General features: G+C 49.0%; 20 protein-coding genes. 12 read left to right on the top strand and 8 right to left on the bottom strand.

Going from position 1 to position 17,997, the window contains the following annotated elements:
* Positions 1-185 precede the first annotated feature (185 nt).
* Complete coding sequence (gene queA / locus NG792_RS03525; protein ID WP_261234537.1) at positions 186-1,352, top strand: tRNA preQ1(34) S-adenosylmethionine ribosyltransferase-isomerase QueA; 1,167 nt, start codon at positions 186-188, stop codon at positions 1,350-1,352.
* Between the two features lie 121 nt (positions 1,353-1,473).
* On the opposite strand, the gene rpmF is transcribed toward queA, so the two are convergent.
* Both rpmF and NG792_RS03515 read right to left on the bottom strand, forming a co-directional pair.
* On the bottom strand, positions 1,474-1,653 hold the full coding sequence (rpmF, locus tag NG792_RS03520; protein ID WP_015151487.1) for a 50S ribosomal protein L32: 180 nt from the start codon (positions 1,651-1,653) through the stop codon (positions 1,474-1,476).
* Positions 1,654-1,788: 135 nt separating this feature from the next.
* On the bottom strand, positions 1,789-2,631 hold the full coding sequence (locus tag NG792_RS03515; RefSeq protein ID WP_261201658.1) for an Npun_R2479 family HD domain-containing metalloprotein: 843 nt from the start codon (positions 2,629-2,631) through the stop codon (positions 1,789-1,791).
* 476 nt (positions 2,632-3,107) lie between these two features.
* On the opposite strand from NG792_RS03515, the gene NG792_RS03510 reads away from it, so the two are divergent.
* The 3 genes from NG792_RS03510 to NG792_RS03500 all read left to right on the top strand — a co-directional run bounded on the left by NG792_RS03510 (position 3,108) and on the right by NG792_RS03500 (position 4,733).
* A complete protein-coding gene (locus NG792_RS03510) occupies positions 3,108-3,308 on the top strand; it encodes a hypothetical protein (protein WP_261201657.1) in 201 nt (66 codons plus the stop codon).
* A 517-nt stretch (positions 3,309-3,825) separates the two neighbouring features.
* Positions 3,826-4,182, top strand: a complete 357-nt coding sequence (gene psb28 / locus NG792_RS03505; protein WP_261201656.1) for a photosystem II reaction center protein Psb28 — start codon at positions 3,826-3,828, stop codon at positions 4,180-4,182.
* Between the two features lie 212 nt (positions 4,183-4,394).
* Positions 4,395-4,733: a P-II family nitrogen regulator gene (locus NG792_RS03500; protein WP_015151491.1), complete on the top strand. Its 339-nt coding sequence runs from the start codon at positions 4,395-4,397 to the stop codon at positions 4,731-4,733.
* Positions 4,734-4,910: 177 nt separating this feature from the next.
* Here NG792_RS03500 and rdgB read toward each other — a convergent pair whose 3' ends face one another.
* From rdgB to NG792_RS03485, 3 genes are all read right to left on the bottom strand, one after another.
* Positions 4,911-5,516 carry an RdgB/HAM1 family non-canonical purine NTP pyrophosphatase gene (gene rdgB, locus NG792_RS03495; RefSeq protein WP_261234536.1) on the bottom strand — a complete coding sequence of 202 codons (606 nt, stop codon included), beginning with the start codon at positions 5,514-5,516 and terminating at the stop codon, positions 4,911-4,913.
* A 142-nt stretch (positions 5,517-5,658) separates the two neighbouring features.
* On the bottom strand, positions 5,659-7,131 hold the full coding sequence (locus NG792_RS03490; RefSeq protein ID WP_261234533.1) for a phosphoglucomutase/phosphomannomutase family protein: 1,473 nt from the start codon (positions 7,129-7,131) through the stop codon (positions 5,659-5,661).
* Positions 7,132-7,374: 243 nt separating this feature from the next.
* On the bottom strand, positions 7,375-7,506 hold the full coding sequence (locus tag NG792_RS03485; protein ID WP_261234531.1) for a hypothetical protein: 132 nt from the start codon (positions 7,504-7,506) through the stop codon (positions 7,375-7,377).
* A gap of 68 nt (positions 7,507-7,574) precedes the next feature.
* Here NG792_RS03485 and NG792_RS03480 point away from each other — a divergent pair, with 68 nt between their 5' ends.
* Positions 7,575-8,753, top strand: a complete 1,179-nt coding sequence (locus NG792_RS03480) for a calcium-binding protein (RefSeq protein WP_261234530.1) — start codon at positions 7,575-7,577, stop codon at positions 8,751-8,753.
* A 339-nt stretch (positions 8,754-9,092) separates the two neighbouring features.
* Here the strand turns inward: NG792_RS03480 and NG792_RS03475 are convergent, their stop codons facing one another.
* Positions 9,093-9,440, bottom strand: coding sequence for a hypothetical protein (locus NG792_RS03475; RefSeq protein WP_261201652.1), 348 nt, complete (start codon positions 9,438-9,440; stop codon positions 9,093-9,095).
* 550 nt (positions 9,441-9,990) lie between these two features.
* On the opposite strand from NG792_RS03475, the gene NG792_RS03470 reads away from it, so the two are divergent.
* Positions 9,991-10,146, top strand: coding sequence for a hypothetical protein (locus NG792_RS03470; RefSeq protein WP_261201651.1), 156 nt, complete (start codon positions 9,991-9,993; stop codon positions 10,144-10,146).
* Positions 10,147-10,264: 118 nt separating this feature from the next.
* Here NG792_RS03470 and NG792_RS03465 read toward each other — a convergent pair whose 3' ends face one another.
* The gene (locus tag NG792_RS03465) at positions 10,265-10,423 is read right to left on the bottom strand and encodes a hypothetical protein (RefSeq protein ID WP_261234528.1); all 159 of its coding nucleotides are present in this window, start codon (positions 10,421-10,423) and stop codon (positions 10,265-10,267) included.
* 140 nt (positions 10,424-10,563) lie between these two features.
* Between NG792_RS03465 and NG792_RS03460 the strand changes: the two genes are divergently transcribed.
* Positions 10,564-11,391 carry a photosystem II manganese-stabilizing polypeptide gene (locus tag NG792_RS03460; protein ID WP_261201650.1) on the top strand — a complete coding sequence of 276 codons (828 nt, stop codon included), beginning with the start codon at positions 10,564-10,566 and terminating at the stop codon, positions 11,389-11,391.
* A 231-nt stretch (positions 11,392-11,622) separates the two neighbouring features.
* Here the strand turns inward: NG792_RS03460 and NG792_RS03455 are convergent, their stop codons facing one another.
* Positions 11,623-11,787 (bottom strand): hypothetical protein, encoded by a 165-nt coding sequence (locus NG792_RS03455; protein ID WP_261234527.1) that lies wholly within the window; start codon positions 11,785-11,787, stop codon positions 11,623-11,625.
* A gap of 115 nt (positions 11,788-11,902) precedes the next feature.
* Here NG792_RS03455 and NG792_RS03450 point away from each other — a divergent pair, with 115 nt between their 5' ends.
* The 5 genes from NG792_RS03450 to NG792_RS03430 all read left to right on the top strand — a co-directional run bounded on the left by NG792_RS03450 (position 11,903) and on the right by NG792_RS03430 (position 17,989).
* A complete protein-coding gene (locus NG792_RS03450) occupies positions 11,903-14,110 on the top strand; it encodes a protein kinase domain-containing protein (RefSeq protein ID WP_261201648.1) in 2,208 nt (735 codons plus the stop codon).
* 177 nt (positions 14,111-14,287) lie between these two features.
* Entirely contained in the window at positions 14,288-14,980 is a 693-nt protein-coding gene (locus NG792_RS03445) for a hypothetical protein (RefSeq protein WP_261201647.1), read from the top strand.
* A gap of 57 nt (positions 14,981-15,037) precedes the next feature.
* Positions 15,038-15,652 (top strand): DUF1822 family protein, encoded by a 615-nt coding sequence (locus tag NG792_RS03440; RefSeq protein ID WP_261234526.1) that lies wholly within the window; start codon positions 15,038-15,040, stop codon positions 15,650-15,652.
* A gap of 149 nt (positions 15,653-15,801) precedes the next feature.
* Positions 15,802-16,584, top strand: coding sequence for a TspO-related membrane protein (locus tag NG792_RS03435; protein WP_261234524.1), 783 nt, complete (start codon positions 15,802-15,804; stop codon positions 16,582-16,584).
* A gap of 31 nt (positions 16,585-16,615) precedes the next feature.
* A complete protein-coding gene (locus NG792_RS03430; protein ID WP_261234523.1) occupies positions 16,616-17,989 on the top strand; it encodes an MATE family efflux transporter in 1,374 nt (457 codons plus the stop codon).
* Positions 17,990-17,997 lie beyond the last annotated feature (8 nt).

The following is a 17,997-nucleotide window of genomic DNA, read 5'->3' as shown; positions in this document are numbered from 1 at the left end:
CCTTTTGTTAAAGCTTTCTTAAACTATCCTAGGTATTTATCGGCAGGTTTCTCTCATCCCTTCACTCTCCTTTTATTCAATTTAGCAGATTTTAAAAATAAAAGTTTAATTAGCCAAACCTTATATTATAATCTTCTATCTTAGCACAGATTCAACGGAATAAATCCCTTTTTGGGATGACAAGTATGTTACCTAACGAAATGGATTCTGAGACCCTAACATCCCCGGTCAACGCCCTCAACGGCCCAACCCACAGTAATACCGGGGGCGATCGCACCCTATCCGGATATGACTACCACCTGCCGGAAGACCGAATCGCTCAGAATCCGGTAACCCCTCGGGATAGCTCTCGGTTGCTGGTGGTGGATTCCCCTACCAGTCACCAGCATCGGCGATTCCGAGACCTTCCAGAACTCCTAGAACCTGGTGACTTACTGGTTCTCAACAATACTCGGGTGATGCCCGCTAGACTCTACGGTTATAAATCCACAGGTACACCTGTTGAGGTCCTGCTGTTAGAAGAACAAGAGAATAACCAGTGGTTAGGATTAGTCAAACCCGGTCGGCGGTTAAAACCTGGGGCGCTGATTCAGTTTACTGCCCCTGACACTCTCAAGGGCGAACCTTTATCAAACTCTACCTTGCGGGCGAGGGTATTAGCCACCGATGAAGCGACTGGGGGGAGAATCTTACAATTTGAGGCGGCACCGGGGACATCAGTCCGGGAGTTGCTGGAGTCCTATGGACAGGTGCCGTTACCGCCTTATATTACCCAATCTGTCGCGTCACCGGACCAATATCAAACGGTTTATGCCGAAGAGTCTGGATCCGCTGCTGCACCCACTGCGGGGTTGCACTTTACGGAAGAATTGCTCGATCGCCTGGAAGCAAAGGGAATTAAGCGGGCTTTTGTCACCTTGCACGTGGGAGTGGGAACCTTTCGCCCGGTGGAGGTTGAGGATGTCACCCGCCATCAAATGCATGAAGAGTGGGTGCAAGTCCCGCCGGAAACGGTGGAAAAAATCCGCGAGACGAAAGCGCGGGGGAATCGAGTGATTGCGGTGGGGACCACCGGGGTGCGATCGCTGGAAGGGGCAGCCGTTTCCGGGGAATTGCAGCCGTTTTGTGGCAAGACGGATTTATTTATCTATCCGGGATATCAGTGGCGGGTCGTTGATGGATTGATTACAAATTTTCACCTACCCAAATCGAGCTTGCTGATGTTGGTGAGTGCATTAGTGGGACGCGATCGCCTGTTGGATTTGTATCAGGAGGCGATCGCCCAAGAGTATCGCTTTTATTCCTTTGGGGACGCGATGATCATTTTGCCTGCCGCCAAGACTGGCGTCTGAGCCTCCTAAAAAATTAAGCATCAAGCACTTGACAAACGGCAATGCTTCATGCTTGATTTTTGCATTTAACTGATAGCAAGACGCGATCGCCCGCGTCTTGACCATCAATGAACCCCTACTTTTAGGATTCTTCGTCCTCGTCATCTTCGTCAGAAGGATAGACAAAACCCGTAGAACGTCCGGTCAATACCGACTTGCCGAGGGACAGGGCTTTTTGAGCTTGCAAAGCTGCTTTGTTCTTCCAAGTGGCTTTACGTTTATCGCGCTTGGATTTCGAGGTTTTCTTCTTGGGAACCGCCATAACCTGAATGACTCAAATTTTTGACAACCTTTCCATTTTAAGCCATAATCTTGACTCTGCGATCGCACCGAGAGTCGTTTGCGGCTATCTGGGGTAAAAAAATTTCACCCCCTACCCAGTTTTTGCCCGGGGTCCTCACGAATGAATATTTTCATGCTCAATCACAAACACATTCGCATACAGATTGGCTAAAACCTGCTGTCCTTGTTGGGTCAACCCTAAGTAAGGTAGAGCTTCCTGAATGTAAGGATAAACGCTTTCCCAATAAACCCGAGGATATTTAGCCCGCAGATCCCCCGGGTTTTCATACCCGAGCTTTGCATTCATGCCAATTTCTTCAAATTCATAGAACAGCGCACTAATCTTTTTCAAATATCTGGGATCGCTGAGTTGGCCAACTAGGGCCGCCGCCCGCACCAGTCCCGGATAAGTGCCATTTTCCTGAGAATCTTCAACCACCGGCATGGGAAACCGCGTTAGTTCAATATTCCGCTTGAGGGCTTCGGCATCAATCAGTTTATGGCCGCCAAAGCGCTCTTGAATAAACAGCTTATCGCGATCGACTCGATAGGGAGTCAAGCTGGCAGAGGTCGCCCCTTCCGGTAGAGTTACCGTTTCGCCATTGCAACCCGTGGCATAGATCCCAGCAGCAGTTTGATCCTGTTTGCAAACCCCTTTGACATAGCCGATATCGTGGCAGACCAGAGAAATGATAAAGTGCAGCCAATCTTCACAGGAAACGCCCCCCTCACGGATGTGTTTCCCCCGCAAGATCTCTTGTCCCACTAACGTGATGTTAATGGTGTGTTCGATATTGTGGTACAAGGCATCGGTATTTGCTAGGTTCTCTAGGGCCATGTGGCCCGCCCAACCGATAATATCTGCATAGTCTGGTTTCAAACCCCCGTATGTCCGAGCATAGCCTGCTTTAAGCTGGCGCACGAAGTCATCAATCAAGATTTCCGTGGTATTAAACATATCCCCTTCTGCCTGTTATTATTCGCGCTTGGTTGCCCTGGAGGGGCCAAAAACGCCGAGTAGACCCCAAACTTTGCTCCTGTCAATCATAAAAACTCGGATTTGTGAGCTTGAACCAGAGATAATGGTGCTGGTATTCAGTGTAGACAATTGGGTGACCTCAGAGGTAAAAATACAGCAGTCACGCTCCGACTCCGGTCCCCTTAGGAACGGGGGTTAGGGTGGGGACCCACCTTGGCCGGATGTAGAGACCCGAAATGAGGCGTCTGTAGCAACTGCGGACTGGCCTTCCCTCGCTGTTTTTTTCAATATACGGTTTTCGGATCTACTTCAATGACGGAGATCCTCGGGGGTCACGATCTAGATCACACCCATAGGCCGGATGCGATCGCATCGTAGAAAAGCAGAATCGCTAAGATCTATATCATATTGATCCTACCGATTTTCAGTGGAAATTATAGGTTTCCAAAAGAACAATGGAACTAACTGCAGCCATGTCTCAAGTCCCGCTGGAAGAATTATACGGTCAAGTCATGTTTTCTAATGTGGTCACTCGTGCCGATCGCCAACAGCTTAAAGCCGCTCTTTTAAAAGATTGCTTGAGCGAAGATGAACAAGCCATCATTGACCGAGTGCTTTATAACGTCCGCCGGGGATGGCTCCAGCTGAGCGATTGAACTCCGACCCACTTATAAAAAAACCTGCTTCTGACTTTTAGCAGTGACTACGGTATCCTTATTATTCATTTTGTCCGATTTTATATTCGGATGCTGCCTGGTGGGGTCAGTTCCTCAACCTGTCAGCACCCTTTAGCTTTTAATCTCTCAATAATTTATTTTCCCGGCCCCCAAAATCATCGAAGGGGAGAAAATTTCGATGAACGTCCCTCTGGTGTAGCGAAAATTGAGGGAAATTTTTTATGCTCATTTTCTACCCTTCTCCTAGGACCTCGGTTCAGTAGAAGTTAAAAACCGGATTGATTCAGTCTAGGCGAATTTTCCACCCTGGCTTGGCTTTAAACGCGGTTTCTTGTCCCCTGGATCTCATCCCTAGGCTGTGGCCCTCGGTCCCATCCACTATCGAGGGTTTGAGTTTGCTCTAGGGGAGAAGTCAAACTCTAGAGAGGGTAAATCTTAAGAGCGATCGCCCCTCTAAAATGCTACAATAAGAGAGACGTTTAGGCGGGTGCGACTCGTGAGTGTCTCCGTACAATTTATCAAGGGATTAGATGAGGAACTCGGCGGAATTAGTCTGCGAAAAGGCCGAAACTCGGGAACGAAAACTGTAGTATTACTGTTTGAACGGGTGCAAGCTATGGAAAAAGGCCGTAGCTTTATCAATAAAATAGAAACCTTAAATTTGTGTGATGAAGAAGGGGAAATTAAAGTCACTCCCAATGGCATGAAATTTCAATTTGTTGATGATGATAATCTGTCCCAAGCGGAATGTTCATTTGAGGTAACTTCTGATGAAGCATGGGAACGGGTAATGAGATTTTTGCACCGATATGCCGATGCATACGGGTTTGAATTTCAAGCGCCTAAAATCTAGGCTTTCTTCTGGGGCGATCGCGAAGTCGAGGGGGATTAGGTGGGAGCAACTCGATTGATTGACCCCCGCAATTTTCCTGGATCCCCACCTAACTGGTACCTTAATCCCGGATTTCTGTATCAAAAACTACAAAAAATCAGGACAGGGCGGTGATACTAAGGTACGATGCAGGTTACGCAATCAGCAGTTAAACAGCGTGAGGAGTCAGCAGCTTGAAAAAGGTAGAAGCCATTATTCGGCCATTTAAACTCGACGAAGTAAAAATCGCCTTAGTTAACGCAGGCGTAGTAGGGATGACGGTTTCAGAAGTCCGAGGCTTCGGACGGCAAAAAGGTCAAACTGAACGCTATCGCGGTTCTGAGTACACCGTAGAATTTTTACAAAAACTCAAAGTGGAGATTGTCGTCGATGACGACATGGTGGATCTGGTGGTGGACAAAGTGGTTGCTGCCGCTAGAACAGGCGAAATTGGGGACGGTAAAATTTTCATCTCCTCCGTGGATGAAATCGTCCGGATTCGCACGGGAGAAAAGAACCTGGAAGCCATTTAGACCCCTTAGACAGAATTAAGACTCCCCAATTGAGACTCAATTCTCCGTTCTCCTCAAATCTCCCCCCAACCTCAGTTGGAGGGGGATTTTTTATTAAACTTCTTGCTTTCCTTCTGTGCAGCCGATTGGCGTTTTTAAGGGGGGAAAGGGGGAGCAATCCTGTTTTTGGCAAGAGGTCTATTCTAAATCTAAGGTAGCTAACTGAGGCAGGAGAATATTAAAAGCTTGACCGCGATGACTCAGACGTTTTTTAGTCTGGGGGTCCATTTCCGCAAAGGACTGACGCTGTTCGGTGTGGTAAAAAATTGGGTCGTAACCAAAACCATTATTTCCTCGGGGACGATGGAGGATCCTGCCCGGACAAATCCCTTCAGCTTGTAATGCAATAGAACCATCGGGACGGGCGATCGCGATCGCACAGACAAACTGGGCCTCTCGGTTCAGTTCACTGCCTAACTCAAACAGCAGGCGCTCAATTCGCTCCGGATCCGTTGCGCCATAACGAGCGGAAAAAATCCCGGGACTGCCATCGAGAGCATCCACAGACAACCCCGAATCATCTGCGATCGCCCATTGTCCCGTCGCGATCGCCACCTGTGACGCTTTGAGGACTGCATTTTCCATAAAGGTCTCGCCAGTCTCCTCTACGTCAATTTCCGGGGGTTTGAGCTGCAATTCCCAGCCCAATTCTCCCAAATATGCCTCCATTTCTTCCAGCTTACCGGGATTGCTCGTGGCAACCACCAGGGTTTTTTGCGTTTCAGGTTCTGATTCTAAATTCATAGTAAAAACGAAGGATGTGGTAGCAACGGTTTCAGCAATCGGGGGTTGACGGTTCAGAGGGAGGACCCCACCCTAACCCTCCCCAAGGCACAGGGGAGGGGACCGGAGGTGCACTTAAACGTCAAAGTCCTATTCGGGTCCGCTAAACCCCCTGAGCCCACTGTTTGGCCCAAGCTAAGGTATCACGGACTTGGGCCAGGGTGGGCGCTTCGCAATAGAGGCGCAAAACGGGTTCAGTGCCGCTAAACCGAATCAGCAGCCAACTGCCATCGCTTAAGCGGAATTTGTAGCCATCAATGGTTAGACAATCCACCACCGATTGACCGGCGATTTGCGTCAATGTGGTAGTTTTGAGTTGTTCCCGGAGGCGATCGGCCACTGCCATGCTGCTCAGGGGTAAATCGATGCGGTCATAGCTGAAGTGATAGTCAGCTTGCTCCTGAGCGCGACGATAGAGGGTTCCTAATTCTAAGCCGGAGTGGACGATCGCCTCTAGGAGGTACAGGGAGGAGAGCAAGGCGTCCCGTTCTGGGACATGGGTGCCATATCCAATGCCGCCCGACTCTTCGCCACCAATCAGGACGCGATTTTCCAGCATCCGATCGGCGATATATTTGAAGCCGATCGCGGTTTCCATCAGCGGTCTATCGTACAATTTGGCCACCCGGGGAATGAGGTCGGAACCGCTGACGGTTTTGATGACGGCCCCCATAAATCCGCGCCGTTTCGCCAGATGTTCGATTAAGACGGGGATCAAGATTTGGGAACTGAGGAAGGTGCCATCGCCATCGACGGCAGCAATGCGATCGGCATCGCCATCGAAGACAAATCCCACAGATAAACCCGGATTGGTTGATCGCCGGTGGGTTCGCATCTGGCGGAAGAGGGAGGAGAGGTAGCGCGGCAGGGGTTCGGGGGCACCGCCATCAAAGAGGGGGTCGCGATCGCTGTTGATTTCCTGCACCGGGACCTCCAGGATTTTACCCAGTCCACTGGCTCCCGCGCCATGCATGGCATCCACAAACACCGTGAGTTGACCTTGGGCGACTGCCTCTTTAATCCGGGCAATATCCACCATTGAGCGCAGCATTTCGCAGTAACTCGGCCAGATATTGAACTTCTCTAACTTTCCTGGGTTCGGGGACGCGGACCCTAGAGGGTTCTCCTTGGCCAGTTGCGCTTCGATTCGTTGGGTGACTTCTGGAGGGACTGAACCCCCAAATGCACCCTTGACTTTTAAGCCCAGGTAGGCTGCGGGATTATGGGAAGCAGTCAAGACAATTGCGCCGAGGGCCTTGCGTTGGTTGGCTAACCAACTAAAGGCAGGGGTAGGGGCGTAGGTTTCTGACAGCATCACGTCAAAGCCTACGGATTGGATAGACTCAGCAGCGGCTTGGGCAAAGGTTTCCGCCATAAAACGGCGATCGAACCCCACGATAATGCTCCGGCTTCCCGTGGAGGGTCCATAAACTTCCTCTAAAACTTGGGCGGCGATCGCCGCCACCCGGACCACCCGCTCGAAGGTAAAATCAGCGGCAATCACACCGCGCCAACCATCGGTACCAAATTTAATCGGGCTACCATTCACCGGGAGAGAGATGGGCGCAGAACTCATAAATGTGTGCCTCAAACCACAATAATTTTTAAAGGAATATCGACTTAGCCAGGATCCTAATCGACCTTCAGAGAATCAGAGCAAAAGATAGATTGACCTATAAGGTTTTGCACTCGGTGGTTACCGACTCATCTCTGTCCTAAGCGTTTAAGATTTTATCAAAAAACTTGAAAGATAAAACAGGTTAGAACAGATTAGTGAGCCAAATTTCCTCCCGTTTAAAGGAGAGATTTGTGAGAGATTTTAGGCCAAGAGTTCATGAATCGACACAATTGCCAGCTTCACAGCGATCGGGTAGACCAATAATAGAGTGCTGGCGCTTGTTAAAATGTAAATATTCGGTAATTTTTCAGGAAGTGGGCTACCGGGAGCCATCCTTAAAACTGCTAAAATAATTAAGTCTGTTTTATTCTCTTGTAAATTCAGGAAACCCGTAATCGAATATGGCTATTATAATTGGCACAGATCAGGCTGAGCTCATGTTGGGAACCGCTGAATCCGATTCAATTTTGGGCTTAAAAGGTGAAGACACAATCGAGGGAAGCGCAGGAAATAATACCCTCAACGGCAACCAGGGGGCAGATATCCTCATTGGCAAGGAAGGGGATGACTTCATGTTTGGGGGTCAAGGAAATGACGTCATGTATGGCGGCACTGGGAATGAAACCCTGTTTGGGAACTTAGACAATGACACCCTATTTGGAGAATCGGGAAACGATCTGCTATTAGGTGAGGCGGGACGGGATATCCTCTACGGGGGAGACGGAAACGATGTTTTACAGGGTGGGGAGGATAATGACACCCTCCTTGGCGACAATGGCGATGATACTCTATTTGGAGAAACAGGGGATAACGTCTTATTTGGCAATAAAGGCGATGATCTGCTCCTGGCGGGACTGGGAGACGATACCCTCTATGGTGGACGGGATGACGATAACCTGTTTGGAGAAGACGGAAATGACCGGCTATTTGGAGATTTAGGAAATGATATCTTAAATGGCAACATCGGTACGGATACCTTAGAGGGGGGAGAAGGTGAAGATACCCTCTATGCTGGACGTGGGGATGATAGCCTTTTTGGAGGTGCTGGAAGTGATTGGCTCTTCGGAGGATTAGGCGCGGATACCTTGACTGGCAGCACTGGCTCGGATTATTTTGTGTTGCAGTTAAATGCTGGGGTAGATCTGATTACTGACTACAACCCTCAAGAGGATTTCTTGGTTTTGGATAAGGGTTTAGAATTCGGAGATTTGGACTTTAAAAATATTACGAATGTTGGTCCAGATAATAGTCTTACCTCTAGTACCGCTATTTTGCTTACCGAGACGCAACGAATTGTTGCTCTGATATCGGGAGTGTCCGCCTCTGGTTTCACCGGGGCTGATTTTGTGGATAGTTCTGGAAAAGCGATTTCTATCGAACGTGCCCCAGTGGAAGATAATACGACTTCGACAACGACAACTGAGAATTTTACAGCGACTAATAATCTATTTGAGACGGGTTTGGCGGATCTGTTTAGCACGGCTACAGAGGATACTTTGGAATCCAGTGCTAATCAGAATATTCGCAGTGGGTCTGATTTTTTAGCTTTGGATAATACGGATACCCTGGCACTGATTTAATGACTGGGAGGCAGGAGGAGGGAAGAGGGAGTTTGAAAGGCTCAAACTCTACACCTGCAGTGAGTCAGGGTAGAGGCGATCGCCCCCTAAATGCACCTGGCGATCGTCTGAATCCCCAGCAAAGTAGCCGCGCTTTGGAGAGGAGCGTAAGCGGGTAACTACCATCAAAGGGACCCTGGGGAGGGTCGAACTCCCGATGGACCCGACCCTCCCCAAGGCATCACAGAGGGCGATGGGACAAAACACCTCAAAACCTAGCAATTTGAGGCTTTTTTCCGGGAAAAAGTTACTGGGGTAAGGGTGGGAAGGAGACAGGGGAAATCCCCTTCCCCAGAGTCGTCATTCTCCATCAACGCTCACCGAATCCTCAAGATCGGGAGTAAGATCCGCCGCAGCTTCAGATAAAACATCCAGGAGCGATCGCAACTTGATCCGCTGGATGTAGGGCCACCCTCCAGAGGTTTCGATATCTCGCAACAAGTTGTAAAGTGCCTGTCGGTTACTCGGGAGAGATTCCAAAAACAGACTTTCGCAAATTTCTCGATGAAGTCGCTCTAAAGTCCGCAGTAACTCCAAGAGTGCCAGACAATCTCCCTGATAATGATTGGCGACAAGACGCAAGTCCTCAATCGTAGTGCTTAAATTGGGTAGTTTGCCGTCGGAGTCAAGATTTGTATTCAAGTTCATGTAGTTTTTTGCCTCAAAGTCGCGGGTAAACATTCCAATCCTTAAGCTGGGCTTTCACCGGCTTGTGCTGGGAGTCTAGGGCTATCAAATTTGATATTTTATCTAACTTTGTGCCGAGGGAGAGAAACGGAATCCGGTGAAGGTGGGTCAAAAATCCGGGTTTCCCCAGGCGATCGCCCTCCATTCCTGAAGCCGGGGGACCTTATGGGGTAGAAACCCCGTTGCTTTAAAAATGCTCTGCCTGCGTTGCCACAAAATTAGGATCAAAAATCGGATTTCTTGTGCCTTTTAATTCTGTACCGCTGCCCTAGGATCCATGCAGAGGTAACCCGGAACATACCACAGTCCTCAGTCAAACGCTTCGGTCCCAGTGGCGATCGCTCAGGAGGGTTACCAATAATGAACCCGATGAACCCAGATCCGGGGCGATCGCTCAGACCCTCTTCAACCCCTCTCTCCTCCCCCCACTGCGCTTTCAAGGCGGCGGGTTCCGAACAAGACATTCAACCTATCAGTCTTTTCCCAAGCGCCGGTTTAAGGATCCCGATAAGTGGTACATTCTGGCATTGATGAAAATACCATTGGATGCTTTGGAAATACAGTCTGGGGATCACAACCCTTGCATTCTTTCCCCTCTCCAGAAGAATTAAAAGCAACCTACGTTACGATGGGTGCTTATTTCGGTAAAATGCTCTATGGCATCTAAAAGCAACGTAAAATGCTTAAACCTCGACATGAGAATTCCCGCTTCCCTGCGAAGTCGGAGTCGCCTTGTCGCCGTAGCAAGCTGAAACGGACTGAGGAGATCATCTCTTCCGGTCAGCTTACCTAATCCAGGTGACTGACATAGATGCTGCCTCCTCAATCCCCGATCGCCGAACAAAAAAGCCCGCACTATTTTCCGAGAGTGCTACAACTGACAAAACCGATTGAGGATTTGGGTTGCTCGGTCGTTGTTTCTGCGGTAGGCATTTCGTTGTCATAGATGAGTAAGTTTACTCATTAGTTCTGAATCGAACTTGCAAAGGCTTAACGGTTTGGGTTCGGTCGTCCGAACGAAGTTGAACCCAAACCGAAGATTAACCCCTGGTGGGATTGTCAAATTTTGAAATAAAGGTTGACCATGAGGTATCGCGCTTTAATTGTCGCATTTCTAGCAGTATGCTTGAGCGTGCTAACGGCTTGTAGTGAAGGGCCGACGGTGGGGAGTAAAGAACTCACCTATGATGATATCAGAAACACGGGTTTAGCAAATAGCTGTCCGGAATTGGCAGAAACCGCTCGGGGTGCAATTCCCATTGATGGCAGCCAATCTTATTTGCTGAGTGATCTGTGTTTGCAACCAACGGAATATTTTGTTCTGGAAGAAGGAGCAAATAAACGGAAAGACGCCGAATATATTCCCAGCAAACCGTTGACTCGTTATACCTCCTCCCTGACCCAAATCCAAGGACCCTTGACTTTGGGCAACGATGGCAGCTTCACCTTTGTAGAAAAAGATGGGATTGACTTCCAAGCGATCACCGTCATGCTTCCCGGTGGTGAAGAAGTTCCTTTCTTGTTCACCGTCAAAGGTCTAATTGCAAAAAGTCAGCCCGGACTTGACAGCATTAATACCTCGACTGACTTTCAAGGAGACTATACCGTTCCTTCCTATCGTTCTGCTTCGTTCCTTGACCCGAAAGGTCGGGGTGGTACCACTGGATACGATAATGCGGTGGCGTTGCCTGCCCGTTCTGACGGGGCGGATTTGAATCGCTCTAACGTGAAGCGTGCACTTCAGGGTAAAGGTCATATTTCCTTGAGTGTTTCTAAAGTCAATAGTACCACTGGGGAAATTGCTGGTATTTTCGTCAGCGAACAGTCTTCGGATACTGATTTAGGTGCGAAAGAGCCTGTAGAGGTGAAGATTCGCGGTCTATTTTACGGTCGCGTGGAACCAGACGCATAAGCGATCGGGTTGCACTCATCACCTGAAGAATCCGACTAAAGGGGCAATTGGCCCCTTTTTTTTTGGAGATGGGATGGGGAAGATGGGGAGGATGGGGAAGATGGGGAGGATGGGGAAGATGGGGAAGATGGGGAAGATGGGGAGGATGGGGAGGATGGGGAAGATGGGGAGGATGGGAGATAACGACGGCAAGTCGTGAGGTTGAACATCTCCCCTATCTCCCCATCTCCCCTATCTCCCCATCTCCCCCATCTCCCCTATCTCCCCTATCTCCCCTATCTCCCCTATCTCCCCCATCTCCCCCATCTCCCCCATCTCCCCCATCTCCCCCATCTCCCCTATCTCCCCTATCTCCCCTATCTCCCCCATCTCCCCTATCTCCCCCATCCTCCCCATCCCATCTCCAATCCCCTGTCGTTTCTTGATAAAGAGAATATGACCGAGGATAGTTGTTTTTTCCCAAGTGAAGTTAGGATAATCAAGGTATCCTCAATCGTTGGATAGAGTTGCCGTGAGTTATTGCCTCAATCCTAAATGTCCGAATCGGGCTGACCCCTTGAATGCACAAAACCGGATCTGTCGGCATTGTGGTTCGCTGTTGATTTTCCAAGGGCGCTACAGGATTGGGCGATTATTGGGAGAAGGGGGGTTTGGTCAAACCTTTGAGGTGAATGATGGAGGGCTCCTGAAGGTCCTGAAGGTCTTGACGGATGATAATCCGAAGGCGATCGCTTTGTTTCAGCGCGAAGCTCAAGTCTTAAGTCATTTGAATCACCCCGGTATTCCCCGGGTGGAATCAGACGGTTACTTTACAGTCCTGCCCAGAAATAGCCAGCAACCGTTACACTGTCTGGTAATGCAACGGATTGAGGGCCGGAATTTAGAGGTGTGGATGGCCGATCGCCATCATTTGCCGATTCCCCAGCATCAAGCCCTCAATTGGTTCAAACAGCTTGCAGAAATTTTAAATATTGTCCATCAACAGCAGTTCTTCCACCGCGATATCAAACCGTCGAACATCATGCTTCAGCCGAATGGTCAACTGGCGTTGATTGACTTTGGCAGTGCTAGAGAGGTGACGGGAACCTATCTGGCTAAAGTGGGAGGAGGTCATCAAATTACGGGGATTGTTTCTCCGGGTTATACTCCCCCGGAACAGGCGAATGGAAAAGCGGTGCCCCAATCGGATTTTTTTGCCCTAGGACGAACCTTTGTGTTCCTGTTAACCGGAAAAGAACCCAATGCCTTTCCTGAAGATACGCGCACGGGTCAACTTTTGTGGCGATCGGATGGAAGTCGCGGGGGTCCCACAGCGGGATTCACCACGAACCCGTTAGCGGATTGTATTGATTACATGATGGCCCCTTTTCCGGGGAATCGGCCTCAAAATACTCAGGTGATTTTAAAGCGGTTGGAGGAAATCGAACAGGAGATGCAGCAACCTTGGGGTTCCTCTGTGATGCCTGGGCGATCGCCTCAACCGATGGGCCCCATTCAACCTTATCAAGCAGCAGCGAGGATTCCCACTCGACTGCTACGATTGAATGGGGCCAGAAATTATAGTCGTCACAGTGGTCACAGTGGGCGATCGCGCTTTCATTACAAAAAAGCCCTGAAATCCTCTCAAAAATTCCTAGTGGGTGGATTTCTCTTAGCCTTAGCTGCAACAGCCACTCACCTATTTGGGGGATTTACCGTCCCCAATGTCTCGGCTTTACTCTGGTTGAACTATGGCAGTCCCGGGGTGATGCCTGAAGTTCCCCCTAACCCGAACGAACCATTCAGCGCGATTTCTACGGTGTCGGCTCAACCCTTGGCAGCAAAACAGCCGATCACGTTAACAAAAACCCTCGGGGGTCATCTGTGGGGGGTGAATTCCATTGCGCTGAGTCCCGATAGTCGCCTGCTGGTCAGTGGTAGTGTGGACAAAACGGTGAAACTATGGGATATAGAATCCGGTCAGGTCCGGCAGAGTTTATCCGGTCATTCTAATGAAATTTGGTCTGTAACTTTTAGTCCCGATGGCAGCAAGGTTGCCAGTAGCAGTGGAGATGGGACGATTAAAGTTTGGGAGACGAGTACGGGTAAGCTCTTACATACGCTCTCGGATCATGCCGCTTGGGTGATGTCGGTGGCGTTTAGTCCTGATGGCAAGCAGTTAGCCTCTGGTGGGTTTGACAATACGATCAAGTTATGGAATGTGGAAACTGGGGAGTTGATTCGGTCGATCGCGGGTCATTCGGGTTGGGTATTTTCCCTGGCTTATAGTCCCGATGGTCAACTGTTAGCCAGTGGCAGCTTCGATCGCTCCATTAAAATCTGGCATACTCAAACCGGAGAGGTGGTCCGCACCTTAGAAGGAGGGTTATATCGGTTCCGTTCAGTGGCTTTTAGTCCCAATGGTCAGTGGGTGGCTGGTGCGAGTGGAGACAGTTCGATTCTGATTTGGCAGGTGAGTAGTGGTCAGTTGGTCCGCACGTTATTCGGACATTCTGATGCGGTACACGCGATCGCCTTTAGTCCCGATGGTCAGATGTTGGTGAGTGGTGGCGGGTCTCTCGATAGTACGCTGAAACTTTGGAATATTGGGACGGGACAATTGTTACAGACCCTTAAGGGTCATTCGGATACGATTAATTCGGTTTCGATTAGCGCCGATGGCAAAATACTGACAAGTGGCAGTCAAGATAATACAATTAAGGTGTGGCAGTTACAGTAGAGGTGGTTTGCCTGGGGGCGAGTGACTCAACTAGGCCCGCTCTTTGTTCCACCTGAGTGGGATTTCACGGCAAATCTCTATCGGGAGGGCGATCGCCCCTCTATTCAGTCGGTCACTTTTTACAGTAAGATCAGAATATATGCTTTGAAAGGCGCTTTTCAAATGTAGGGGGAGTGTTTGCAATCGATTGAAATCGAGCCGAAACTTAGGGAACTCATGGGGATAGCTTCCTCTATAGATCCAGGGCTAGAGTACCGTTTGGAGGAAATCTGGCGTTGGATCAAAGATATGAGACCGGGTTTATTAATGCAGAAAAAATTTTTAATGGGGTTTCTGCTCGAAGTCATAAAGGATGCAGAATTTTGGTTGGCGCTCAAAGTTTTAACTGATGAGGAACGGGAATTATTTTTAAATCAGCTTACTCCCCCGGTCCGATTTTGGTACGAATTCCTGTTCCCGAAGTGGTTTAATGAAAAAGATAACAAATTTTACATTTGGAAACAAAAATTAAGATCCGGAGAATTCAATCAGGAGGATGCTCAACTGATTGACCTAATCGCACAAAAGATAAAGATTCGCGAAGGGAGCCTCGTCCAACGGTATGTGGCAGATTTTTCTATGGCAACCGATGCGATCGTCAGCAGCAACAAGGGCAGACCGCTTTGCGTCCAAGTCACTAGCATCTCTGATGATTTTTCTGACCATAAATACGAAGAGTGGAAAAAAACCCTGAAAGACTGGAATATAGAACGGGGGATTTTTGTGAGTTACAATCCGGGAAAAGAAGAATTCGTGAGTCAAGTGGTGAATTTGGTTTTGCATAACAGCAGCCATCTGGAAGAGTCAAAATATCTGAAATTCAGTTTTTAAGAAACTCTGTTTCTTAATAATTCCATTGGACAACAAACCTTTTTTAAGACTTTAGATATGGGTACGACAATCCAAACATCAAGTAAAGACCGCCTCGAAAAAGCATGGCAAGCCCTTCAAGGGGCTCAAGATTTACAGGAAGACCGCCTAAGATTTGGTCTGGATCATGTGAATCTTTATGTGGAGGATGTAGAGGGGGATTGGATAGAAACCTGGGGAGAAGGGCAGCAGTGGCAGAATCCTGTAAATTTGGGAAAGTGGTTTCAAGAGCGATTTGAACCGGGATGGCAGGCGATCGATGAAGTGTTTTGTCCAAAAAAAGATTCACTGGCGTTAATCCGGGAAACTGCCGGGGTAAAACGGGCGAAAACGTTGCAATTAGGCCATGAAACTAGCAAGCAGCGTCCGATCGCCTTGATTGTGACGATTAAGGCGGAATCTCACGGGGAAACGGGGGTATTAGTCCAGGTTTATCCCACAGGCGATCGCCCCGAATTACCCGCCGGTTTACAACTGACTTTGCTCTCTCACCACGGCGATCGCCTCCATGAAGTCGTCGCCCGCAATGCGGACTCGGGACTGCAAATGGAGTTAAGCGGACAACCGGGAGAACGCTATACCCTTCAGGTTACCTTAGAACGCGAGCAAGTCACTGAAGAGTTTGTAATTTAATTTGACGGCGTTGAACGGGCGGGGTGTATTCACCGTCCGTTGGATGGCTATGGCGCGTGACTCTAACCCGGGGGAAATAGACTCCCAGGAGGAGTGCAAAGTTATGGGCGATCGCCTAGGATAAGGTTTAGAATCTAGGACTCATTGCCATGACACCGCTCACTGAACGCTCTAATTCTGACCTCTTCCGGTCGGTATCAACGTTGCTGGCGATTCTTGCTGCCTTTGTTACTAATATTCTCGCCAATCTTTTCCCCTTTAATGGCCTAACGATTGGCGAAATTTCTAACCAAATGTTTCGGGATGTTTTAATTATTCCCGCTAACTATGCCTTTGCCATTTGGGGGCTAATTTATTTATCCCTGATAAGCTTTGGCATCTATCAAATGTTACCCGCGCAACGCCATCATCCTCGGTTAAGGCGCATGAGTTACTTGCTGGTTCTAGCCAGTTTAGCTCAGATTGCTTGGGTATTTTTATTTGAATATCTCCAGTTTGGCTGGTCCGTGTTAGCCATGCTGATTATTTTAGGGTCGCTGATTCTCACCTATATCCGCCTACAAATTGGGAAAGAACGAGTTCCCCCTCGGGAAAAATGGTTTATTAACACTCCCATAAGTATTTATTTGGCTTGGATTAGTGTTGCCACCGTGGTGAATATTGCTAGTACCCTCTATGCCTGGGGTTGGAATGATCCGAATATTTTGGTATTTTGGACGGTGATTATGCTCGCGGTTTCGGTGGCGATCGCCGCTGTCGCCACGATTCAACGAGGAGATACCGCCTTTAATCTTGTATTTGTGTGGGCTTATATTGCGATCGCACTCCGGCAAAGCGAGTATCTGGTAATCGTTAGCACCGCTTTAGGATTAGCGATCGGGCTGATTCTCCTCCTCGGTGTTCCCTGGTTGAAGAAGCGCCGAAAAACTTGACGAAAATATCCCTTGCCGCAATAGTATTTTAATGCACAGCCTGTCTCAGTCCAAAGTTTTTGCCGAAGTCAAAGCCACCCTGTACCTGGCAATTCCCCTGATTGCCGCACAACTGGCGCAAGCCGCTACCGGCTTTGTGGATACAGTCATGATGGGGTTACTCGGCAGTGAAACTTTAGCCGCCGGTGGTTTAGGCGCGATCATCTTTTTCACTTTAATCCTAATTTGCACCGGGATGGTTTCCGCAGTTGGGGCGATCGCAGCCACCGCGCATGGTGCCGGAGAACTCCACCGGATCAGTCACTTAACGGTTCAGGGACTCTGGCTGACTGTGGCCCTCTCGGTCCCGGTGGGGGTTGTGATGTGGAATCTCAGTCCCCTGTTACTGCGCTTTGGACAGGACCCGACGGCTGTGGAATTAGCTCAAACCTATCTGCGCGCGCTGATCTTGGGATTTCCCGCCGCCCTTGGATTTGCGGTTTTACGCAATATTCTCTCCGCCCTGAATTATACCCGCCCGATAATGGCGATCGTCGCCAGTTGCGTCCCCCTGAATATTGGCGGAAATTACGTTCTCATGTTTGGCAAATTCGGTTTACCCGCCTTGGGTTTAGCGGGAATTGGATGGGCCAGCACCCTATCTTTTTGGGTAACATTTATCGCCGCTGCTGGCTTTCTCTGCCTGAGTCGCCGTTTAAAACCCTATCAAATTTTTCGGACTTCTTATCAGTTTGATGCCTCGGAATTTTGGGGAATTGTCAAAATTGGGTGGCCGATCGCCGGACTCTTTGCTATAGAAACCGGCCTTTTTGCCGTGACCACATTTATGATGGGAACCTTGGGAACCGTCACCTTAGCCGCCCATAACATCGCCTTGCAAACGGCCAATATCACCTTTATGGTTCCCGTTGGATTGTCTCTTGCCACCACAGTTAGAGTCGGACAAGCAATGGGCAGAAAGGAGATTCTCAGTGCCAGACTGGCGGGATATGTCGGCATTGCGATCGGCGTCAGCTTTATGAGTCTCATGGGGTTATTTTTGTGGACCAACCCCGATAAAATTGTAGCCTTGTATTTGGATATTCAAAATGCCGAGAATCAACCTGTGCTGGAATCGGCAATGTCCTTGTTAGGAATAGCTGCCATGTTTCAAATCTTTGATGGAATGCAAATTATTGCCGCCGGTGCTTTACGCGGAGTGAAAGATACCCGAATTCCTATGGCGATCGGCTTTTTGGGTTATTGGTGTATTGGCCTATTCAGTGGCTATATCCTCGGGTTACGTCTTAATTTTGGCGGAACCGGCTTGTGGTTAGGATTGGTCCTCGGACTGGCTTTTTCCGGTTTATTGTTGACCTGTCGTTTCGCTTATTTACTAACCGGCAAAACAGATTTTGTTGAATAGGAAAGCGC

Origin of the sequence: Laspinema olomoucense D3b (assembly GCF_025370785.1) — a bacterium.
Taxonomy (GTDB): Bacteria; Cyanobacteriota; Cyanobacteriia; order Cyanobacteriales; family Laspinemataceae; genus Laspinema; species Laspinema olomoucense.
This window is presented reverse-complemented; position numbering and strand designations above follow the sequence as displayed.